Annotated in this window: 18 protein-coding genes; 5 read left to right on the forward strand and 13 right to left on the reverse strand. The window is 70.4% G+C overall.

Going from position 1 to position 21,143, the window contains the following annotated elements; genetic code table 11:
- Positions 1–37: 37 nt before the first annotated feature.
- The 6 genes from CEK65_RS15395 to CEK65_RS15420 form a co-directional block, all read right to left on the reverse strand.
- Entirely contained in the window at positions 38–826 is a 789-nt protein-coding gene (locus CEK65_RS15395) for a hypothetical protein (protein ID WP_152182246.1), read from the reverse strand.
- Positions 827–917: 91 nt separating this feature from the next.
- Positions 918–1,382, reverse strand: a complete 465-nt coding sequence (gene rnfB, locus CEK65_RS15400) for an Rnf electron transport complex subunit RnfB (protein WP_081613384.1) — start codon at positions 1,380–1,382, stop codon at positions 918–920.
- 76 nt (positions 1,383–1,458) lie between these two features.
- A complete protein-coding gene (locus CEK65_RS15405; RefSeq protein WP_152182247.1) occupies positions 1,459–2,049 on the reverse strand; it encodes an HAD family hydrolase in 591 nt (196 codons plus the stop codon).
- 95 nt (positions 2,050–2,144) lie between these two features.
- Entirely contained in the window at positions 2,145–4,205 is a 2,061-nt protein-coding gene (gene metG, locus CEK65_RS15410; protein ID WP_152182248.1) for a methionine--tRNA ligase, read from the reverse strand.
- A gap of 337 nt (positions 4,206–4,542) precedes the next feature.
- Positions 4,543–4,995, reverse strand: coding sequence for a DUF2147 domain-containing protein (locus CEK65_RS15415; RefSeq protein ID WP_017910211.1), 453 nt, complete (start codon positions 4,993–4,995; stop codon positions 4,543–4,545).
- Positions 4,996–5,121: 126 nt separating this feature from the next.
- On the reverse strand, positions 5,122–5,511 hold the full coding sequence (locus tag CEK65_RS15420) for a VOC family protein (protein ID WP_199286304.1): 390 nt from the start codon (positions 5,509–5,511) through the stop codon (positions 5,122–5,124).
- A 200-nt stretch (positions 5,512–5,711) separates the two neighbouring features.
- On the opposite strand from CEK65_RS15420, the gene mmuM reads away from it, so the two are divergent.
- Positions 5,712–6,650, forward strand: a complete 939-nt coding sequence (mmuM, locus tag CEK65_RS15425; RefSeq protein ID WP_152182250.1) for a homocysteine S-methyltransferase — start codon at positions 5,712–5,714, stop codon at positions 6,648–6,650.
- Positions 6,651–7,376: 726 nt separating this feature from the next.
- Here mmuM and CEK65_RS15430 read toward each other — a convergent pair.
- From CEK65_RS15430 to trxA, 7 genes are all read right to left on the reverse strand, one after another.
- Positions 7,377–9,254, reverse strand: coding sequence for a DUF885 family protein (locus tag CEK65_RS15430; protein WP_152182251.1), 1,878 nt, complete (start codon positions 9,252–9,254; stop codon positions 7,377–7,379).
- A gap of 199 nt (positions 9,255–9,453) precedes the next feature.
- The gene (locus CEK65_RS15435; RefSeq protein WP_193314804.1) at positions 9,454–10,236 is read right to left on the reverse strand and encodes a queuosine precursor transporter; all 783 of its coding nucleotides are present in this window, start codon (positions 10,234–10,236) and stop codon (positions 9,454–9,456) included.
- Complete coding sequence (locus CEK65_RS15440; protein WP_017910205.1) at positions 10,233–10,910, reverse strand: DUF502 domain-containing protein; 678 nt, start codon at positions 10,908–10,910, stop codon at positions 10,233–10,235. Before CEK65_RS15440 ends, CEK65_RS15435 begins: the two co-directional genes overlap by 4 nt.
- A gap of 210 nt (positions 10,911–11,120) precedes the next feature.
- Positions 11,121–11,570 carry a DUF4442 domain-containing protein gene (locus CEK65_RS15445; protein ID WP_152182252.1) on the reverse strand — a complete coding sequence of 150 codons (450 nt, stop codon included), beginning with the start codon at positions 11,568–11,570 and terminating at the stop codon, positions 11,121–11,123.
- Positions 11,567–13,222, reverse strand: a complete 1,656-nt coding sequence (locus CEK65_RS15450) for a CHASE2 domain-containing protein (RefSeq protein ID WP_226980595.1) — start codon at positions 13,220–13,222, stop codon at positions 11,567–11,569. The genes CEK65_RS15445 and CEK65_RS15450 overlap by 4 nt, the downstream gene beginning before the upstream one ends.
- An 11-nt stretch (positions 13,223–13,233) precedes the next feature.
- Positions 13,234–14,910, reverse strand: a complete 1,677-nt coding sequence (locus CEK65_RS15455; RefSeq protein WP_226980596.1) for a FecR domain-containing protein — start codon at positions 14,908–14,910, stop codon at positions 13,234–13,236.
- 160 nt (positions 14,911–15,070) lie between these two features.
- Positions 15,071–15,931, reverse strand: coding sequence for a thioredoxin (gene trxA, locus CEK65_RS15460; protein ID WP_267093757.1), 861 nt, complete (start codon positions 15,929–15,931; stop codon positions 15,071–15,073).
- A gap of 154 nt (positions 15,932–16,085) precedes the next feature.
- Between trxA and CEK65_RS15465 the strand changes: the two genes are divergently transcribed.
- From CEK65_RS15465 to holA, 4 genes are all read left to right on the forward strand, one after another.
- Positions 16,086–16,709, forward strand: a complete 624-nt coding sequence (locus CEK65_RS15465) for a DUF998 domain-containing protein (RefSeq protein WP_152182255.1) — start codon at positions 16,086–16,088, stop codon at positions 16,707–16,709.
- Positions 16,710–16,930: 221 nt separating this feature from the next.
- Positions 16,931–19,573, forward strand: coding sequence for a leucine--tRNA ligase (gene leuS, locus CEK65_RS15470; protein WP_152182256.1), 2,643 nt, complete (start codon positions 16,931–16,933; stop codon positions 19,571–19,573).
- Between the two features lie 124 nt (positions 19,574–19,697).
- Positions 19,698–20,312, forward strand: coding sequence for an LPS assembly lipoprotein LptE (gene lptE, locus CEK65_RS15475; RefSeq protein WP_017917516.1), 615 nt, complete (start codon positions 19,698–19,700; stop codon positions 20,310–20,312).
- A gap of 101 nt (positions 20,313–20,413) precedes the next feature.
- The coding region (holA, locus tag CEK65_RS15480; RefSeq protein ID WP_152182257.1) for a DNA polymerase III subunit delta at positions 20,414–21,143 on the forward strand (730 nt) is incomplete at its 3' end.

Genomic DNA, 21,143 nt, shown 5'->3' on the forward strand with positions numbered 1-21,143 from the left:
GCGGCGGGGGCCGGCGTGAATGCGCCGGCGGCGTGGCTCAGCGCGCGCTGCATTGCGCGACCAACGGTTGCTGCAGCGCCTGCTCCCAGGCGCCGGCATCGGCCTGGCCGCGCAGGCGTTCGGGGAATTCGATGCGCACGCTCGGGTAGCGGCCGCGCGCGTCGCGGATGTTGCCGACGCCGCGGAACTCGCGCAGGCGCCGATCCTGGCGCGTGTAGGCGACGCTGAGGTCGGGCAGCAGCGTGCCGTACCAGGCGGCCAGGCTCAGGGTGTAGCGCTGCACTTCGGCATCGGCCGGGCCGGGGGTGATGCGGAAGTCGAGCGTGCGCAGTTCGCTGGGCAGCACGAAGGCGATGCGCTGCGGTCCGCCGCTGCCCAGGCTGTCCCAGCGCTGGCGCAGGTAGGCGTCGAAACCCGCGTCGATCACCTGCGCCTCGGTGCTCTTGGGCAACGGCGCGCGGCGTTCGGCCTGACCCTTGGCCTGACTGAACATCTCGCGCCCGCTGCCGCTGCGGCGCACACCCTCGCGGTAGCCGCTGCGCGCATCGACCAGTTCGAAGTCCGGTGCGGCGCTGCCATCGTCCACGCGCTTGCGCGCGAACGCGGCGCCGTCGGTGCACTGGTACAGCACCAGGCGCGCGCCATCCTCGCGGACCCAGTGGCTTTCGCGGTACAGCACCTGTTTGCCGTCGGCGGCATAGGCGATGCCCTCGTAGTGCAGCATCGCCCGCGCAGGCGCGGCGGCGACCAGGGTGGCGGCGCCGAGGGCCAGGGCCAGCGGCAGGTGCGCTCGAATGAGCGGGAAGGTGGCGGTCGACGTCGGCATGCACGGCGCTCCGGTGGGATGACACCAGGACATACGCGACGGGTGCCGATCCGGATGCGCCCGCCGTGGGGCTCGCGCTGAAGCGGCTGTCTCAGCGCAGGACGATGCAGTCCACCGGACAGGCCGGCAGGCACAGCGCGCAGCCGGTGCACAAGGGCGCCAGCACCGTGTGCATGTGCTTGGCGCCGCCGACGATGGCGTCCACCGGGCAGGCCTGGATGCACTTGGTGCAGCCGATGCAGTCGGCTTCCACCACCCATGCCACCTGCGGCGGCGTGTGGGTGCCGCGGCTGCGGTCGTAGGGCAGGGCGGGGACGCCGAGCACCCGCGCCAGGGCGCGCGCGCCGGCGTCGCCGCCGGGCGGGCAGCGGTCCACCTGCGCCGTGCCGGCGGCCATCGCTTCGGCATAGGGACGACAGCCGTCGAACCCGCACTGGCCGCATTGGGTCTGCGGCAGCAGGCGATCGAGGCGTTCGAGCAGGGGGGCGTGGGCGGGCGTCATGGCGGAGGCGGCGCGCGGCAGCGCCGCGGGGACTACAGAGCGAAGAAGATGCATCGGCGTGGTCAGCCTGCACAGTGTAACGCGGTGCCCATGTTCGCCCGACGGCGCCGCATCGGGCAGTGTCGTCGGCTCAGGCGATCCGGCGCCCGCAGTACCAGCGTTCGTGCGCCAGTGCCAGCATCGGCCGATCCTCGCGACTGTCGCCGTACGCATGGATGCGCCGATAAGCGTTCAGGTCGTACTGCATGCGGATCAGCGCGGCCTTGCGGGGTCCGCAGTCGCCGTGGCGATAGCGGCCGGTCAGGCGCCCATCCTGCACTTCCAGATGGTTGCAGATCAGGCCCAGCCCATGTTGCGTGCACCAGGGCCGCAGATACAGATCCAGCGAACCGGAGACCAGCACCACGGTGTGCCCCTGGGCCTGGTGCCAGGCGATCCGCTGCAGCATGTCCGGTCGCAGCAGCGGCGGCAGCGCCTGCTGCGCATAGTGCTCGGCCTCGCGGGCGATCTCGTCTGCATCGCGGCCGGCGAACACCAGCCGGGTGACACGCGTGCGCAACGTCGCCGCCGACACCAGGCCCAGCCGATAGCCGGCCAGCCACGGCCCGACCGCCCAGCGCGCCCGCGCCTGCTGCGCCGGCGTGGCCACACGGCGCAGGAATCCCGAATAGGTATCGGTGGTGGTGACCGTGTGGTCGAAGTCGAATAGGGCCAAGTCCATGGGAATGGGGAATGGGGAAACGGGAATCGTAAAAGCGGGTCTGGCGGCGGGCTGCAGCTCTGCGATTCCCGATTCCCGATTCTCCTTTCCCGGCCTTACCGCACCGGCATGCCCGGCTGCGCGCCACTGTCGGCGTCGAGCAGGGCCAGGGCGCCGCCGTCGAAGCCGGCCGACAGGATCATGCCTTCGCTGAGGCCGAAGCGCATCTTGCGCGGGGCCAGGTTGGCGATGAACACCACGTTGCGGCCGACCAGCTTTTCCGGTTCGCCGTAGCTGCCGCGGATGCCGGAGAAGATCTGCCGCTTGCCCAGCTCGCCGGCGTCCAGTTCGAAGCGCAGCAGCTTGTCCGAGCCTTCGACGAACGCGCAGGCCAGCACCTTGCCGACGCGCAGGTCGAGTTTGGCGAAGTCGTCGATGCCGATGACGCCGTGAGTGGGGAGTGGGGATTGGGGATTGGTGGCGGCCTTCGCTTCCTGCTTGGCGGGGGGCGCGGCAGTTGGAGTGGGGGCGAGGGTGTCCTTGGAGGCGTCGGTCATGGCGTCGAGCAGCTTGGGGTCGATACGGGTGAACAGGGGGGCGTACGGTTGGATCACGTGCGCCAGCAGCGGGGCGTCGAGGTCTTCCCAGGCGCCGAGCGGGGCCGACAGGAAGGCCTCGGCCTCGGCGCAGGTGCGCGGCAGCACCGGCTTGAGCGCGGCGGCCAGCACCCGGAACAGGTTCAGGCCCTGCGTGCACACGGCCTGCAGTTGCGCTTCGGCGCCGTCCTGCTTGGCCAGCACCCAGGGCTTGTGTTCGTCGATGTACTTGTTGGCCTCGTCGGCCAGGGCCATGGTCTGGCGGATCGCGCTGGCCGGGTCGTTGCGCTCGTAGGCCTCGCGGATCGGCGCCAGCGCGGCGACGAAGCGCGCGTACTGCGCCGCATCCGGCAGCGCGTCGGCGAGCGTGCCGCCGAAGCGCTTGTCGATGAAGCCGGCGCAGCGGCTGGCCAGGTTGACGAACTTGCCGACCAGGTCCGCGTTGACCCGCGCCACGAAGTCGCCCAGGTTCAGGTCGAGATCGTCGACGCCGCCGGAGGACTTGGCCGCGAAGTAGTAGCGCAGCGCTTCCGGCTCCAGGCCCACGTCCAGGTAGGTGCGGGCCATGACGAAGGTGCCGCGCGACTTGGACATCTTGGCGCCGTCGACGGTCAGGTAGCCGTTGACGTGCAGCCGGGTCGGCGCGCGGTGCCCGGTGCCGTGCAGCACCGCCGGCCAGAACAGGCCGTGAAAGTTGACGATGTCCTTGCCGATGAAGTGGTGCAGTTCGGTGGCGGTGCCGGCGGCCAGGTGCGGCTCGAACGCTTCGCCCAGGCTCGCGCACAGGGTCTGGAAGCTGCTCAGGTAGCCGATCGGCGCGTCCAGCCACACGTAGAAATACTTGCCCGGCTGGCCGGGAATCTGGAAGCCGAAGTACGGCGCATCGCGGGAGATGTCCCAGGCGCGCAGGCCGCCTTCGCTGTCCAGCCATTCCATCAGCTTGGCCTTGACCCCGGGCAGGGCCACGTCGCCGGCCAGCCACTGCCGCAGGAAGCCGTCGAAGCGGCCGACCTCGAAGAAGAAGTGCTCCGAATCGCGCAGCTCCGGCGTGGCGCCGGAGATCACCGACTTGGGCTCCTTCAGCTCGGTCGGGGAATAGGTGGCGCCGCAGACCTCGCAGTTGTCGCCGTACTGGTCGGCGCTGCCGCAGTTCGGGCAGATGCCCTTGATGTAGCGGTCGGGCAGGAACATGCCCTTGGCCGGGTCGTAGAACTGCGCCACCGAGCGCCGCGCGATGTGGCCGCCGGCGTCGAGCTTGGCGTAGAACGCCTCGGTCAGGGCGCGGTTGGCGTCCGAGTTGGTCGAGTCGTAATGGTCGAAGGCCACGCCGAACGCGGCGAAATCGCGCTCGTGGCTGGCCTGGATGGCGGCGATGAAGCTCTCAGGGGTGACCCCGGCCTTCTCGGCGGCCAGCATGATCGGCGTGCCGTGGGTGTCGTCGGCGCACACGAACCAGGTGCGGTCGCCGCGCAGCCGCCGCGCGCGCACCCAGATGTCGGCCTGGATGTAGCCGACCAGATGCCCCAGATGCAGCGGTCCGTTGGCATAGGGCAGGGCGGTGGTGACGAGAGCGGTGGTCATGGCGGCCGGCGTTTCTGGGGGCCGGGGATTATTGCATGGAGCTGGGAATGGGGAATCGGGAATGGGGACTCGCAAGAGCGCCGCCCGCGAGCTGATGGGCCACGAAAAAGGCGCCTTGTTGGAGTGGGGTGGCATCAGGCCAGCAGATGCCGCTTTTGCGATTCCCCATTCCCCATTCCCGATTCGCGAGAGTGGGAACTCGCAAGAGCGCCGCCCGCGAGCTGATGGCCACGAAAAAGGCGCCTTTGCAGGCGCCTTGTCGGAGTGGGGTGGGATCAGGCCGGCAGATGCCGCTTTTAACGATTCCCGATTCTCCACTCCCGATTCCCGGCTTCCGTCACTCCCTGATCCAGGTCTGCGTCCGCCCCAGCGCCTCGATGCCGATGTAGCCGCGCATCTGCAGCTTCTTGCCGCCGTCGGTCAGGGTGACCTTGGCCTTGTAGGTCTTGCCCTTGGCCGGGTCCAGCACCGAGCCGCCGTCCCATACCGCGGTGCCGTCGGGCTTGAGGCCCCACAGGATGGTCATGCCCTTGATCGGCTTGCCCTTGCGCTCGCCGTCGCACTTGTCGCACATCGGGTTGGGGCCGTGGTTGGACTGCAGGATCTCGACCACCTTGCCGCTCAGTGTGCCGTTGGCGGCCTGTTCGATCTGCACGATCGACTTGGGCTTGCCGGTTTCGTCGTCGATGGTCTGCCAGCGGCCGACCGGCGAGGTGTCGGCGGCGTGCGCCATGAATGCCGCCGCGCTCAGCGGCAGGGCCAGCATCAGGGTCTTGAAGGTCGTGCGCATGTTCCCCTCCCGAGGGATGTCCGGTGCGGCCGGCGCGATGCCGGCCTGATCCGACTGTATACCCAAGCGTATGGTGCTGGGAATCCGCACTGCGGCATGCGGTTCAGCGTGGCCGGCGGTGGGCGTTCAGCCGTTTTCGTACAGTTCCAGCGGCAGGTCGTCGGGATCGGCGAAGAAGGTGAAGCGGCGGCCGGTGTACTCGTCCACACGGATCGGTTCGACCTCCACGCCGTGCGCCTGCAGGTGCGCGACGGCGGCGTCCAGGTCGCGCACGCGCAGCGCCAGGTGGCGCAGCCCACAGGCTTCCGGGCGGCTCGGTCGCGGCGGTGGGGTCGGGAACGAGAACAGTTCGAGCTGGCTGCCGTCGGGCAGGGCCAGGTCCAGCTTCCAGGAGTCGCGGGTTTCGCGATACACCTCGGCGATCACCGGCAGGCCGAGGAGGCGGCAATAGAAGTCCTTGGAGCGCGCGTAGTCGGAGGCGATGATCGCCACGTGGTGCAGGCCGTCCAGGGTCAGCGACGAGGTCATCGCGGCGCGCTCGGGCAACAGGTGTGGGCGATGGCTGCAGTGCGCGTCTGTGGCGCGGCGGTGGCGACAGTGCGGTCGCGCGTCGTCAGTAAGCGGGCGAATGGCATGGCAGCAGCATAGCGCAGCGCGTCGCGACCACACCGCTGCCGTCTGCGACACTGCGCATTCCGTCGCTGCGAGGCCGCGCCATGCCGCACAACCCGCTTGCCGCGCTGCTGGCCGAGGACCGGTGCCTGGTGCTCGACGGCGCGCTGGCCACCGAACTGGAGCGTCGCGGCTGCGATCTGCGCGATCCGCTGTGGTCGGCGAAGATCCTGCTGGAACAGCCGGACCTGATCCGCCAGGTGCACCGCGACTATTTCGCCGCTGGTGCGCAGTGTGCGATCACCGCCAGCTACCAGGCCACGCCGCAGGGCTTCGCTGCGCGCGGGATCGACCTCGCGCACTCGCAACGCTTGATCGCGCGCAGCGTCGAACTGGCGCAGCAGGCACGGCAGGCGCATCTCGCGCGGCATCCGCAGGCGGGGCCGTTGCTGGTTGCCGGCTCGGTCGGTCCGTATGGCGCCTACTTGGCCGACGGATCCGAGTACCGTGGCGACTATGCGCTGACGCCGGCGCGAATGCGCGATTTCCATCGCCCGCGCATCGCGGCCCTGGTCGCGGCCGGTGTGGAGTTGCTGGCCTGCGAAACGCAGCCGTCGCTGGCGGAAATGGCGGCCTTGCTGCAGGTGCTGGAGGAGTTTCCTGAGGGTGTCGCCTGGTTCGCCTGCACCTTGCGCGATGCCGCGCACCTCAGCGACGGCACGCCGTTGCACGAGGTGGTGGCGTTGCTCGACGGCCACCCGCAGGTGGTCGCGCTCGGCGTCAACTGCGTCGCGCCGTCGCTGGCCACTGCGGCGTTGCGTCATCTGGCGACGCTGACGCGGTTGCCGCTGGTGGTGTATCCGAACGCGGGCGAGCGCTACGACGCCGAGCGCAAATGCTGGCAGGCCGACAGCGCCGATGCCGGCAGCCTGGTCGACCACCTCGCCGCCTGGCGTGCGGCCGGCGCCCGCCTGATCGGCGGCTGCTGCCGCACCACCCCGCAGGACATCGCGCAGCTGGCGCGGCGTCTGGCATCGTCGTAGAGAGGGCGCTGGCCTTGCACGCGACGGCGCGATGGCTTCGACGTCGGTTCTCAGTGGGTGTCGGCGCTGATCAACCACCTTGGCCAAGGGGTTCATGCGCGCCCGGTGCCCTGATGCAACTGGTGTGCGATCCGCACCGAGTGGAATGGGCGCAACGGGACGGCGATTGCATCAACGGGACGTCGCTGTAGTTCCCACTCCTGTCGCGCTGCACTTGCAGCAGCCGGCATGCCAGCGAGCTGCACTGTGGGAGGGACTTCAGTCCCGACGCCCTTACTGCAACGCGTCGGGACTGAAGTCCCTCCTACAAGGGGTTCATGCGCGCCCGGTGCCCTGATGCAACTGGTGTGCGATCAGCACCGAGTGGAATGGGCGCAACGGGATGGCGATCGCATCAACGGGACGTCGCTGTAGTTCCCACTCCTGTCGCGCTGCACTTGCAGCAGCCGGCATGCCAGCGAGCTGCACTGTGGGAGGGACTTCAGTCCCGACGCCGTTCACTACAACGCGTCGGGACTGAAGTCCCTCCCACAATGGGTTCGTGCGCGCTCATGTCCTGGTGGAACTGGCGTGCTATCTGCCTCCGTGCGGCGGCTGCTTTCCCGTAGGGGCGGCTTCAGCCGCGACCGGGCTTCACCAGCAAGGCCCCATCGCGGCTGAAGCCGCTCCTGCAACGATCCCGCGACGCCTCAGGTCGCATGTTCCGCGGGAGGAGCGGCTTCCCGCTCACCCCTTCTTCTTGCTCGCCACCCAGCGCTCGATCTTTTCCTGCAGCACGTTCAGCGGTACCGAGCCATCCTTCAGCACTTCGGCGTGGAACTCGCGGATATCGAACTTGTCGCCGAGTTGCGCGCGGGCGTAGTCGCGCAGCTGCATGATCTTCATCTCGCCGATCTTGTAGGACAGCGCCTGGCCGGGGATGGCCATGTAGCGCTCGGCCTCGGCTTCGGCGTCGGTGCGGCTGGTGGCCGAGTTCTGCAGCATGTAGTCGATCACCTGCTCGCGGGTCCAGCCCTTGCTATGCAGGCCGGTGTCCACCACCAGGCGGATCGCGCGCCACAGCTCGTTCTGCAGGTAGCCGAAATAGTTGTAGGGATCCTGGTACAGGCCCAGGTCCTTGCCCAGCGATTCGGCGTACAGGCCCCAGCCTTCGATGAACGCGGTCTCGCCGCCGAAGCGGCGGAACTTGGGCAGGTTGGTCAGCTCCTGCTGCAGACCGAGCTGGAAGTGGTGGCCGGGAATGGCCTCGTGCAGGTACAGGTCTTCCGCATCCCAGGTCTTGCGGCTGGGCAGGTCGTAGGTGTTGACGTAGAAGATGCCGGGGCGGCCATCCTCGCTGGGACGCATGTACGAGCCGCTGGCGGCCGACTGCGCGCGGTACGGCTCCACCGGGCGGATCTCGAACGCGGCCTTGGGCTTGAGCGAGAACATGCGCGGCACCGCCGCGTCGACCCGGCCTTCCAGGCCGCGGTAGTAGCTCAGCAGCTCGTCCTCGCTCTTGAAGGTGAAGCGCTTGTCGGTCTGCATGAACTTGAAGAACTTCTGCATCGAGCCGCGGAAGCGCACCTGCTTCATCACCGCCTGGATCTGGCCCTGGATGCGCGCCACCTCGTCCAGGCCGATCTGGTGGATCTGGGCGGGGGTCAGGTCGGTGGTAGTGCTCTGGCGCACGTTCCAGGCGTACCAGGCATCGCCGCCGGGCAGGGCGCCGATGCCGGCGGTATTGCGCGTGGCCGGCAGATATTCGGTGGCGATGAAGCCGCGCAGCGCGCGGTAGGCGGGCATGATCCGGTACTCGATCATGCGCTTGTATTCGGCGGTGATGCGCTGCTTCTCGGCCTCCGGAATGTCCGCCGGCAGGTTGCGCACCGGGCCCCAGAACAGGCTCTCCTCGGCGGTGGGCTTGATGATCGCATCGAGCTGCGGCAGCACCTTCTCCATCAACGCGCGCGGCTGCACAACGCCGGCCTTCATGCCTTCGCGCATGTTGGCGATGGCCTGGTCGAACAGTGCCGGGATGCCGAGCGCGCGCCGCGACCAGTTGTCGTAATCCTTGACCGTGCGGAACGGCTGCGCGCCGGTGCCGGAGCCGAGCATCACCATGATGCTGCCGACGTTGTAGAACTGGTTCACCGGCTGCATCCAGCTGGGGTACTTCTCCGCCTCCAGCGCGTTGCGCGCGTCGCCGACGAAGATCTCGTAGCTGAGCAGGTCCTGGCCGCTGAGGCCATCCTTGCCGATCGCCTCGGCCTTGCTCAGCCACTCCACGGTGAAGTCGTGCGACTGCTGGCGGAACGCAGCCGAGAGGAAGTTCGGCAACTGGTCGTTGTAGCGGCTGTCGCCCTGGAAGGTCGCCTGCAGCGGATTGAGCTTGAGCGAGGCTTCCCAGTAGTCGTCGTACAGCCGGTTCAGCTGTTGCGCCTTGGTCAGCACCACCGGGGCCGGCGCCGGCCGCGCCTTGCGGGCCTTGCTCGCCTTGGCGCGGGTCTGCGCGGTGGTCTGCTTGGTGGTCTTCTTCTTGGCCGCGTCCGCCGGGGCCGCCAGCGACAGGCTCAGGGCGGTGGCGATGGCCAGGGACAGCAGGCGGGAAAAGCGGGGCGGCATTGCGGGCTCCAACGACAAGCGAGCGGGGAGCTTGCCCGATCCGCACCGCCGAGGCCACCCATGGCCGCTGCCTGCGGGCGCCCACCGCCCTGTCGCGGGCGGGCGCCGTGTCGCGACGGGCCAGGCGGCATCGGCGTCTGCGGCGCTGCACGACGGCCGCGCGCAAGCGCGTGCGGTGCGCTCGCGCGTGTGCCGGCGTTCAGTCGGCGGCGGCTTCCTCGCGCAGTTGTTCGGCGCGTTCGGGGGTCAGGTAATCGGTGATCAGCCGCCGCATCAGGTACAGCAACGGGATCAGCAGCACCGCCAGCAGCATCTTGCAGATGTAGTTCAACGTGCTCACCGCCAGGAACAGCTGCATCGACCAGTGCTGCGGGCCGAGCACGAAGGCGATGTAGATCACCACGAAGCTGTCGATCAGCTGCGAGACCGCGGTGGAGCCGGTGGCGCGCAGCCACACGTGCTTCTCGCCGGTCACGCTGCGGATGCGGTGGAACACCGCCACGTCGATCAGCTGGCCGGCCATGAACGCGACCAGCGAGCCGGCGATGGTCCACATGCCCTGGCCGAACACCGCGGCGAACGCGGCCTGGTAGTCGGGCACGCCCTGGTGTTGCGCCGCGGTGACCCAGAAGCCGGCTGGGGCCAGCGCGATCGCGGCGAACGCGAACAGGAAGCCGTAGCCGATCAGCCCCACCGCCAGCCAGGAGATGAAGCGCACGCCGCGGCGGCCGAAGAACTCGTTGATGGTGTCGGTGAGGATGAACACCAGCGGCCACAGCAGGGTGCCGGCGGTGAAGTTCATCGAGCCCGTCTGCCCGAACAGGTTCCAGTTCAGCGGGGCGATGCCCAGGGTGTCTTCCAGGGCGAAGATCTTGACCCCGATGAACTCGGCCAGCGCGGCGTTGACGCAGAAGAACGCCGCCAGGGCGATGAACAGCCGGACCGCGCGATCGTCGAGCGTGCCGCGGCGCATCGGCGTCAGCGGTCCACGGTGCGGGTGAAGGGCACGCTCTCCGGCGACACCGCGCCGCCGGAGATGATGAAGCTCATGGCCTGGTCCACGCTCCAGTCGGTGGGCGTGAGCAACTCGACCGGCACGATCTCCAGGTAGCCGGAGGTCGGGTTGGGCGTGGTCGGCACGTACACCGCGGCCAGCTCGCGGCCGGTGCCGTGTTCCTTGATGACCCGCGTCACCAGGCCCACCGACTTCATGTCCCGGTGCGGGAAGTCGATCAGCACCACGCGCTGAGTGCTGCCGGGCTGGGTCTGCAGGATGTCCACCAGCTTGCGCACGCTGTCGTAGACCACGCTGGCCAGCGGGATGCGGCGCATCACGGCCTCGAACCAGCGCAGCAGGCGCTGGCCGATCATGCGCCGGCTGAGGATGCCGACCAGCAGGATCACCGCCAGGGTGGCGATCAGGGCGATGGTGTTCTGCACCCATTGCGCGGTGGCCCAGCCCAGCTCGCGCGGGAACGAGGCGGCGATGCGCACCGACAGCGGCACCACCCAGGGGCTGCTGATGCCCGAGAGCAGCACGAACACGAACTTGACCACCACCCAGGTCAGCCAGATCGGCAACAGGGTCAGCAGGCCGGTGAAGAACAGCCGTTGCAGGGACGGGCGGGGGGCGGGAGCGGAGAGATCGGGCGACATCCGCGTAGTGTAGCGGCGCGTGATGGCCGTTGGTGCGGCGCCGCATGGTCTCGTGGCGCGGCCGTGCAGCTGCGATTGGGCCGGGGCCCGCCCATGCGGCCCGCCTCGCGACGCCGCGCACGCTGACGGCGCGGTCGGTATCGCAAGCGATGTGTGTCGGCCTGCGTGGAGGCGGCGCCGGCCTTGGCGAACCCGCGGGCGGCAGGCGCGCTAACGCGGCGGCTTGCGCTTGACGTACAGCTGCTTGCGCGTCCGCGCCACCACCTCGCCCTGGGCGTCGACGACGTCGGTCTCGAACCAGCGCAGATGCTTGTCGCCGCTGGCGGTGGCCGCGCGCAGTTCGTCCAGCAGCGCCTGGTCCAGGTCGAACTGCGCGCTGACCGTGCCGCGGCCCGGGCGTACGAACTCGATGCTGCCGGCCTTGTCCCAGACGTAGTAGTCGCGCCCCAGGTTCTGCATGGTCAGCAGCATCCAGAACGGATCGGTCATGGCGAACAGGCTGCCGCCGAAATGGGTGCCCACGTAGTTGCGGTTCCACGGGCGCATGCGCAGTTCGACGCGGGCGTGGCGGTAGTCCGCGCTCAGTTCGGTCACATGGATGCCGGCGCACAGGAACGGCGGCCACAGGTTCAGGCCCAGGCGGAACAGCGATGGCTTCATTGCGCGGCAGTGGGTGGATCGGAGTGCGGCAGGTTACCAGACGCATGCGTATGGTGTGCTGGTGTCGCGTCGCTGAGCGCGTAGCCGTCGCGTCCGTCGCGCTTGACCCGGTACAGCGCCGCGTCGGCGGATTCGAAGAACGCGCGCTCCGACGTGAGCGCTGTCGCGGTGGCGCTGTGCACGCCCAGGCTCGCAGTGATGGCGACGCTGCCGTTCGGCGCGCGCAGCGACAGCCCGCGGATCTCCTCGACCAGCGCCGCGGCGATGCGGCTGGCATCGGCGGCATCGGTGGCGGGCAGGATCATGGCGAACTCGTCGCCGCCAAAGCGCGCGGCGACCTCGCGCGGATGTCGCGCATGCCGCGCCACCGCGGCGGCCACCAGCTTCAGCGCGCGGTCGCCGGTGCGATGGCCCAGGGTGTCGTTGTAGCGCTTGAAATGATCCACATCGACGATGATCAGCGTCAGCGGCCGGCCGCTGCGCCGTGCCTCGTCCAGCGCCTGGGCGAACGCCTGTTCGAAGCCGTGGCGGTTCACCAGCCCGGTCAGGGCGTCGCGATGCGCCTGGCGGCGCCAGCGTGCCGCGTGCAGGCACAACTGACCGGCGGCGACGATGGCCAGGGCGAGCAGGGCCGCCCCTGGCGCGAACCAGCGGCTGCCGAGCAGCAGCCACAGCAGGCTGCCGCCGGCGACCACCGCCATGCTCGCCAGCGGCACCAGCCAGCGCCGTTGGCGCCCACCGGCGCACTGCGTGCCCAGGCAGGCCAGCAGCACCAGCAGCGTGGACCCGGCCACCTGGGCAGTGCGCGACGACGGCAGGATCGGGTCGCCGCGCAACAGCATCGCCGCGACGTTGGCCTGGTATTCGGGCGCGCTCATCCAGCGCGCATCGGACATCGGCGTCATCACCCGCTGCCCCAGACCGGTGGCGGTGACGCCGACGATCGCCAGGCGTCCGCGCAGCGACTGCAGTGGAATCCGGCCCTGCACGACGTCGACGTAGGACACCTGCGCGAACGCTGCCGACGGCGCGGCGAAACGCAGGCCGACGTAGTCCGCGCGATGCCAGGCATAGGGTGCGTCGGTGGTGGCCGGCGCCGGCGGCAGCGCGCGGCCGGTGAGGGCCGCGGCCAGCGCCGGCCAGTGCGCACTGCCGAGCCCGGCGCGCAGGTAGACGCCGCGCGCGATGCCGTCGGCATCGACGGCGAGGTCGGTGTGCGCCAGCGCCGCCGCGGCGGTGGCGATGGCGGGGATCGGCAGCAGCTCCTGCGGCATGTCCGCACCGCTGGCGCTGCCGATCACCGGCAGCACGGTGCGGCCATTGCGCCGCAGCGCCGCAGCCAGGCGCGCATCGTCGTCGGCATGTTGCAGGTCGGGTTCGCTGAACAGCAGATCCAGCGCCACCCGCTCGGTGCCCGCTGCGCTGAGTCGGTCGAGCAGACGCGCGTGCAGGTCGCGTCGCCATGGCCACTGGCCCAGTGCCTGCAGGCTGCGGTCGTCGATGGCGATCAGCAGCATGCGCGGATCGGCCGGACGCGGCGCCTGCGCGATTGCCGCGTCGTACAGCGCGTTGTCCAGTCGCGCGGTGACATCGCCCAGGCTCAGTGTCGCGGCCAGTGCGGCTGCGGCGAGCGCCACCAGAACGTGTCGCAACAGCGCGCCGTTCACAACGCCAGCCACAGCAGCAGCGCGCCGCCGGCCGTGCCGAGCTTGCAGTAGCGGCAGGGCAGGTCCAGCGTCTGCGGCGTCGAGAACGGCGCGGCCTCGCCGTCGGCTTCCAGGGTCTGGATGCGCACGTACCAGGTGCCGCGGCGCGGCCGCGGCAGCGCGACCTGCGGCTGGGTCACGGTGCGTTCGAGCAGGCCGCGGCGGAACGCGGGATCGCGCGCCAGCTGCACCCGGTAATGGTGCGCGTCCGGATCCGGCTGCCAGCGCAGGGTCAGCGTGCTGCGCTCGGCCTGCGCCGGCGCCAGGCCGGGATCGACCGGCGTATCGCTGAGATGCAGCGTCAGCGCCTGCCCGAACGGGCCTTGCCGGCCTTGCGCATCGCGCGAGGCAAGGCGCCAGAAGTAGGTGCCGGGCGGCAGGGGCTGTGGCGCGCGCAGATGGGTCGCGTCGGTCTCCTGCTCCAGCAGCAGGTCCTGGAACTGCGCATCGCGCGCCACTTGCAGCACGCTGCTGGTCGCCTCCGGGTTGCGGGTCCAGGCGAAGCGCGGCCGCGCGATGCGCAGTTGCTGCTCGTGCAGCGGCTGCACGGTCAGCGGCGGCAGCGGCGTGGCCGAGACCTGCAGCGGCTGCTCGGCGTCCTCGCCTTCCACGCCAGTGGCGGTGACGCCACGCAGCAGCAGTCGCAGGTCGCCGGCCGGCAGCGCGTCCAGCGCCAGTGCGGTGGTCTCGGTTTCCTGGGCGAAGCGCAGCACCTCGCGTTGCTGCGCGTCCACCGCCTCGAGGCGGTAGTGGCTGGCGCCGGCCAGCGGCGCCCAGGCGAGCAGGTAGGGCGGACGCTGCAGGCGACTGTGCGCCAGGTCCAGGATCGGCGCCGGCAGCAGCGCTTCCTGCCGCGGCGCCGACCCGGTGGCGACCCGCGCCGCCTCGCCTGGCTGCAGCAGGCGCTGGCCGCCCTGGCCGGCGACGCGCACCGCGCCCTGCAGCACCTCGGTGCTGGCGAACGCGCTGTCGCTGCCGGCGCCGACCCGGAAGCGGGTGCCGCGCACACTGCTGGTGCTGGACGGGGTCTGGATGATGTAGCGCGAGGCGGGGCCGGTGGCGGGGATGACGTCGTTGCTGGTGCGACCCTTCTCCAGCCGCACCCGGGTATCGACCATGCCGGTGGCGCCGTAGCGGACGAGCTGGTCGAAGCGCACCAGGCTGTTCTCACGCACCTGCATGCGCGAGCCGTCGGCGAACTGCACGGTCGCGCTGGCATCGGCACCGGTCTGCAGGGCGCTGCCGATCGGCAGCGGCATGCCTTGCTGCGCCGAGAGCGTCGCCTTGTCGGCGGTCTGCACGCTGATCTGTCCACGCAGGGCGACCAGCCGCGCCGGCGCCGGTTGCACGCGCAGCCAGGCGATCGGAAACCGCAGGCGCGATCCCGGCACCAGCCGCTGCGGATCGGCGACCTGGTTGTGCTGGCCCAACCGCGCCCAGTCCATGCCCGGGCGCAGATACAGCCGGCCGAGATCCCAGAGCGTATCGCCGGGGCGCACCCGGTAGTGCCAGTCCTGCGCCATCGCAGTGGGGGCGAGCAGCAGGCCAATCCAGCACAGCAGGCCGACCAGTCTGCGTGCGCCTGCCCACGAGGTGCGGGTGGGCGAGGCCATGCGGCGATCGAACTGGTTCACGGCATACATCCGGCAAAAGACCAGGCCGGCGCTGCCTGCGGGGCTGCAGGCGGCGTTCGTCCCTGATCGCGGCATCCTGGGGTCAGGCCGGGTCGCGTCCGTCCGTCCGTCGCAGCGGCTGGAGACGCCGTAGTCAGCCGCTGGACCTGAGATTGTAATCTCAGAACAACAGGGCGGACATCTTCCGACGGTACTGCCCGACCAGATCCTCGTCCTCGATCACCCGGAACGCATCGATCAGCGCCTTCTTCGGCAGGCCGTCCTCGAACGTGCGGTCCTGGCGCAGCATCTCCAGGAACTGTTCCAGCGCGGCCGCGTCGTCGCCGCCGACAAGGTGGCGCACGCCCAGCAGGTAGCGCGCCTTGAGATCGGCCGGATCCTGCGCCAGCGTGGCCTGCAGGGTCTCCAGCGGCGGGGCGGCCTGCAGCGCGCCGACGAAGCCCAGTCGCGCCCGTGCCCGCACCGCGCGCTCGTCGGTGGCCAGGTTCGCCGGCAGCGCATCGATCAGGGTCTCGGCCTCGGCGGCGGCGCCGACCTTGACCAGGGCCAGGGCCAGATCCAGCTTCAGTTCGTCCTTGTCCGGCTCGGCCGCCACCGCCTCGCGCAGGCGCTGCACCTCGGCCTGCGGATCCAGCGGCGCCGCCGGCACGTCCTCGGCCGGTTCCTGCGCCGCCAGCGGCGCGATCCCGTGCTGGGTCAGGAACTCGCGCAACTGGCCCTCGGGCAGGGCGCCGGGGAAGCCGTCGACCAGTTGCCCGCCCTTGACCAGGAACACCGTCGGCACCGAGCGGATCTGGAACGCCGCGGCGATCTGCTGCTCCTGGTCCACGTCGACCTTGGCCAGCACGAAGCCGCCGTTGTACTCGGCCGCCAGCTTTTCCAGGATCGGGCTCAGGGTCTTGCACGGGCCGCACCAGGGCGCCCAGAAGTCCACCAGCACCGGCGTCTGCAGCGAGCGCTGCAGCACGTCGGCTTCGAAGGTCTCGGTCTTGGCGTCGAAAACGTGGGGCGTGTCGGACATGGGCAGTGTCATCGCAGGCGAGAGGACGCTCTGTATGGAGGCGCGGCGGCGCCGATGCAAGGGCGGCGGCGTTGCGCCGCGCGTGCCGGCCGCGGCCGCAGCGGCGACAATGCCCGGCTGGAGGCGCCGTGGCGGCGCGAAAGGAAAGTAACGGATGGGCGAGGTGAGCGAACGGGTGGTGCGCTGGATCGGGCCGCTGCTGGCGGTGGCCGCGGTGGCGGCGATGCTGGGCTTCGGCGCGGTGCTGCCCGGCTATCTGCCGTGGTCGCATCCGCTGGCCCTGCTCGGTGCGCGCGGCATCCCGCATGCCTGGGCATTCAACCTGCTGGCATTCGTGCTGCCCGGGTGCCTGGCGCTGGCGCTGGCGCTGCGGCTGCTGCGCCGCGCCGGCCGCCACGCGCCCTGGTCGCTGCGGGTCGGTGGGCAGTTGCTGCTGTTGGCCGGCCTGGCGTTCGCCGGCATGGGCCTGCTGCCGCTGGATCCGACCGACCTGGACGCGCGCGCGACCCAGTTGCATGCCAGCGCCTGGCTGCTGTGGGTGGTGGCGCTGGTGGCGGCCGCGGCCCTGCTGGGGTTGGGTGCGCGCCGCGATCCGGCCGCGCGCGGCTGGGCCGCGCTGGCGTTGGCGATGGCGCTGCTGGTGGCACTGGGCGCGTTCGCGCTGGATCGGCTGTTGTCGCCGGCGCTGGCGCAGCGGCTGGTGTTCCTGCTGTGGTGGGGCTGGCTGGCGCTGCTGGCCTGGTGGCCAGAGCCAAAGAGGGTCCCGCACCGCGGCTGACCCGGTCGGGCTTGCGCAGTCGGCCGTCGAGGCGGGCTGCCGCAGGGTCGATGCCGGCGTGCGCCTCGGCCGCGCCGATCGCGTTGCAGCCGCGGTTCCGGCGCCTGCCAGGCGCCGCCGCGGCGTCCCGCGCCGCTGCCGCCCGTCGCCGGGATTGGAGCGGCTTGCCGCGCTACGGTACCCTTGGCCGCTTTGTTGCCGCCTGGCCCTTGCCCGTTTCCATGTCCGCCGTCGAGCCCACCGCCTACGACCCGCAGCAGGTCGAATCCTCCGCCCAGCAGTTCTGGGACGCCACCCGCGCCTTCGAGGTCGACGAGACCTCCGACAAGCCCAAGTTCTACTGCCTGTCGATGCTGCCGTACCCGTCCGGGGCGCTGCACATGGGCCACGTGCGCAACTACACCATCGGCGACGTGATCAGCCGCTACCAGCGCATGATCGGCAAGAACGTGCTGCAGCCGATGGGCTGGGACGCGTTCGGCCTGCCGGCCGAGAACGCGGCGATCAAGAACAAGACCGCGCCGGCGAAGTGGACCTACGCCAACATCGACCACATGCGCAGCCAGCTCAAGTCGCTGGGCTATGCCATCGACTGGTCGCGCGAGTTCGCCACCTGCCGGCCCGAGTACTACGTGCACGAGCAGCGCATGTTCACCCGGCTGATGCGCAAGGGCCTGGCCTACCGTCGCAACGCGGTGGTGAACTGGGACCCGATCGACCAGACCGTGCTGGCCAACGAGCAGGTCATCGACGGCCGCGGCTGGCGCTCCGGCGCGCTGGTGGAAAAGCGCGAGATCCCGCAGTGGTTCCTGCGCATCACCGACTACGCGCAGGAACTGCTGGACGGCCTGGATCAGCTGCCGGGCTGGCCGGAGTCGGTCAAGACCATGCAGCGCAACTGGATCGGCCGCTCCGAGGGCCTGGAGATCCAGTTCGACGTGCGCGACGCCGACGGCAGCGCGCTGGACCCGCTGCGCGTGTTCACCACGCGCCCGGACACGCTGATGGGCGTTACCTTCGTGTCCATCGCCAGCGAGCATCCGCTGGCGCTGCACGCGGCCAAGTCCAATCCGCAGCTGGCCGCGTTGCTGGCCGAGCTGAAGCAGGGCGGCGTCTCCGAAGCCGAACTGGAAACCCAGGAAAAGCGCGGCATGGCCACCGGCCTGACCGCGGTGCACCCGATCAGCGGCGAGCAGGTGCCGGTGTGGGTCGCCAACTTCGTGCTGATGGGCTACGGCACCGGCGCGGTGATGGCGGTGCCCGGCCACGACCAGCGCGATTTCGAATTCGCCAGCAAGTACGCCCTGCCGATCCGCCAGGTGATCGCGCTGAAGGCGCCGAAGAACGACGACGAGCGCCAGTACGATCCGAGCCGCTGGCAGGACTGGTACGGCGACAAGACCCGCGAGCTGGAACTGGTCAACTCCGCCGAGTTCGACGGGCTGGACTTCCAGGGCGCGTTCGAGGCGCTGGCCGAGCGCTTCGAGCGCAAGGGCCAGGGCCAGCGCCGGGTCAACTACCGCCTGCGCGACTGGGGCGTCAGCCGCCAGCGCTACTGGGGCTGCCCGATCCCGGTGATCTATTGCCAGAGCTGCGGCGCGGTGCCGGTGCCGGAAGACCAGCTGCCGGTGCTGCTGCCGGAGAACGTGGCCCTGAGCGGCACCGGCTCGCCGCTGAAGACCGACCCGGAATGGCGCAAGACCACCTGCCCGCAGTGCGGCGCGGCGGCCGAGCGCGAGACCGACACCTTCGACACCTTCATGGAGTCGAGCTGGTACTACGCGCGCTACACCTCGCCCGGCGCCAAGGACATGGTCGACAAGCGCGGCAACTACTGGCTGCCGGTGGACCAGTACATCGGCGGCATCGAACACGCGATCCTGCACCTGATGTACTTCCGCTTCTTCCACAAGCTGCTGCGCGACGCGCGCCTGGTGGACAGCGACGAGCCGGCGACCAACCTGCTGACCCAGGGCATGGTGATCGCCGAGACCTTCTACCGGCAGAACCCGGACGGCTCAAAGGACTGGATCAACCCGGCCGACGTGGACGTGCAGCGCGACGACAAGGCGCGGGTGATCGGCGCGGTGCACCGCGGCGACGGCCAGCCGGTGCTGATCGGCGGCACCGAGAAGATGTCCAAGTCCAAGAACAACGGCGTCGATCCGCAGGCGATGGTCGGCAAGTACGGTGCCGACACGGTACGCCTGTTCTCGATGTTCGCCGCGCCGCCGGAGCAGTCGCTGGAGTGGAACGAGGCCGGCGTGGACGGCATGGCGCGGTTCCTGCGCCGGTTGTGGGCGCAGGTGCACAAGCATGTCGCCGACGGCGCCGCGCCGGCGCTGGATCCGGCCGCGCTCAACGCCGAGCACAAGGCGCTGCGGCGCAAGACCCACGAGACCATCGGCAAGGTCGCCGACGACTACGGCCGCCGCCACAGCTTCAACACCGCCATCGCCGCGGTGATGGAGCTGACCAACGCGCTGGCCAAGTTCGACGACGCCGGCGATCAGGGCCGCGCGGTGCGCCAGGAAGCGCTGGAAGCGGCGGTGCTGCTGCTCAACCCGATCACCCCGCACGCCAGCCACGCGCTGTGGCAGGCGCTGGGCCATCCGGCGACGCTGCTGGAGGACGTGCCGTTCCCGCAGCCGGACCCGGCCGCGCTGGTGCGCGATGCGGTGACCCTGGCGGTGCAGGTCAACGGCAAGCTGCGCGGCACCATCGAGGTCGGCGCCGACACCCCGCGCGAGCAGATCGAGGCGCTGGCCCAGGCCGAGCCGAATGCGGCCAAGTTCCTGGAAGGGCTGAGCATCCGCAAGATCATCATCGTCCCCGGCAAGATCGTGAATCTGGTGGCGGCGTGAGCCGGCGCGCCGCTGCGGCCGCGTCGCGGCCGTGCGGCGCGGCAGGTCTCAACCCGCGTTCACGCGGCGTACGGCAGGCTAGCCGCCTGTTGCCGCGCCCAGCCGGCTCCTCCAGACTGTGTCCATGACCCGACTCCTGCTCGCTCTCGTCTTCGCGGCGTCCCTGACCGCCTGCGGTTTCCACCTGCGCAACAAGCTGACCCTGCCGGCCGACACGCCGTCGGTGAAGGTGGTGTCCTCGGCGCCGTACAGCGAGCTGGCCAAGCTGCTCGAGCGCGGCCTGCGCGCGGCCGGCGCGCAGATCGCGCCCAAGGACGTCAACACCGGTGTGGCCCGCCTGGAGGTGCTGTCCGAGCGCTGGGGCGATCTGCCGATCGCGCTCGACGCCGAAGGCCGCGCCCAGGAATACAGCCTGCGCTACGCGGCGATCTTCCTGTTCCGCCGCGCCGACGGCAGCGTGCTGGTGCCGCAGCAGGTGATCGAGCTGTCGCGCGACTACGTCTCCCCGCCGACCGACGCCACCGGTACCTCCACCGAGCGCGAGATCCTGGCCGACGAACTGCGCCGCGAGATGTCGGCCTCGATGCTGCGCCGGATCGACAGCGTGGTGCGCGCGCAGGTGCGCGACGGCAAGGACGTCAACGCCGCGCCGCCGTCGACCGACGGCACGCCGGTGGAAGGCAAGCCGGCCGACGGTACCCCGGCCGCAGGCAAGCCGGCGACCACGCCGCAGCCTTGAGCCTCGCCCTGCTGCCTTCGCCGCCGCGCACGGCGGCCACGCCGTTCGCTGCCGGCGCATGGCGTTCGCCGTATGTGCCTGCAGCAGCGTAGGCTGTCGTCATGGAACTGCGCCCCGAACAACTCGCCACCCAGCCGGCGTCGCAGCCGCTGCAGCCGGTCTATCTGATTGCCGGTCCGGAAACCCTGCGCGTGCTCGAAGCCGCCGACGCGGTGCGCGCCCGCGCGCGCGCTGCCGGCATCGGCGAGCGCGAGGTGTTCGATGCCGATGGTCGCGATTTCGACTGGGGCCAGCTGTATTCCAGCTTCAATGCGCCCAGCCTGTTCAGCGCGCAACGCCTGATCGAGCTGCGCCTGCCCAGCGGCAAGCCCGGCAAGGAGGGCGGCGAGGTCATCAGTGCGTTCTGCGCCGATCCGCCGCCGGACGTGGTGCTGCTGATCACCTGCAACGAATGGAGCAAGGCGCACCAGGGCAAGTGGGCCGACGCGGTCGCGCGCATCGGCACCATCGCCGTGGCCTGGGCGATCAAGCCGCACGAACTGGGCGACTGGATCGAGCGGCGCCTGCGCAGCAAGGGCCTGCGCGCCGACGCCGGCGCGGTGCAGCGCCTGGCCGAACGGGTGGAAGGCAACCTGCTGGCGGCGGCGCAGGAGATCGACAAGCTGGCCCTGCTGGCCGACGGCCAGGGGCTGGACGTGGCGGCGATGGAGTCGCTGGTCGCCGATGCCGCCCGCTACGACGTGTTCCGCCTGGCCGAGGCTACGCTCGGCGGGCAGGCGCCGGCGGTGCGGCGCATGCTCGCCGGCCTGCGCGCCGAGGGCGAGGCGGGGG

Source organism: Xanthomonas sp. LMG 12459 (assembly GCF_009192905.1).
GTDB classification, from domain to species: Bacteria; Pseudomonadota; Gammaproteobacteria; order Xanthomonadales; family Xanthomonadaceae; genus Xanthomonas_A; species Xanthomonas_A sontii.

Coding starts and splice junctions, on each gene's coding strand:
- metG (WP_152182248.1), bottom strand. CDS start 4,205: ATGACCACCGCTCTCGTCACCACCGCCCTGCCCTATGCCAACGGACCG.
- CEK65_RS15445 (WP_152182252.1), bottom strand. CDS start 11,570: ATGAAGCCATCGCTGTTCCGCCTGGGCCTGAACCTGTGGCCGCCGTTC.
- mmuM (WP_152182250.1), top strand. CDS start 5,712: ATGCCGCACAACCCGCTTGCCGCGCTGCTGGCCGAGGACCGGTGCCTG.
- CEK65_RS15430 (WP_152182251.1), bottom strand. CDS start 9,254: ATGCCGCCCCGCTTTTCCCGCCTGCTGTCCCTGGCCATCGCCACCGCC.
- leuS (WP_152182256.1), top strand. CDS start 16,931: ATGTCCGCCGTCGAGCCCACCGCCTACGACCCGCAGCAGGTCGAATCC.
- rnfB (WP_081613384.1), bottom strand. CDS start 1,382: ATGCATCTTCTTCGCTCTGTAGTCCCCGCGGCGCTGCCGCGCGCCGCC.
- CEK65_RS15440 (WP_017910205.1), bottom strand. CDS start 10,910: ATGTCGCCCGATCTCTCCGCTCCCGCCCCCCGCCCGTCCCTGCAACGG.
- CEK65_RS15405 (WP_152182247.1), bottom strand. CDS start 2,049: ATGGACTTGGCCCTATTCGACTTCGACCACACGGTCACCACCACCGAT.
- lptE (WP_017917516.1), top strand. CDS start 19,698: ATGACCCGACTCCTGCTCGCTCTCGTCTTCGCGGCGTCCCTGACCGCC.
- CEK65_RS15415 (WP_017910211.1), bottom strand. CDS start 4,995: ATGCGCACGACCTTCAAGACCCTGATGCTGGCCCTGCCGCTGAGCGCG.
- trxA (WP_267093757.1), bottom strand. CDS start 15,931: ATGTCCGACACGCCCCACGTTTTCGACGCCAAGACCGAGACCTTCGAA.
- CEK65_RS15395 (WP_152182246.1), bottom strand. CDS start 826: ATGCCGACGTCGACCGCCACCTTCCCGCTCATTCGAGCGCACCTGCCG.
- CEK65_RS15465 (WP_152182255.1), top strand. CDS start 16,086: ATGGGCGAGGTGAGCGAACGGGTGGTGCGCTGGATCGGGCCGCTGCTG.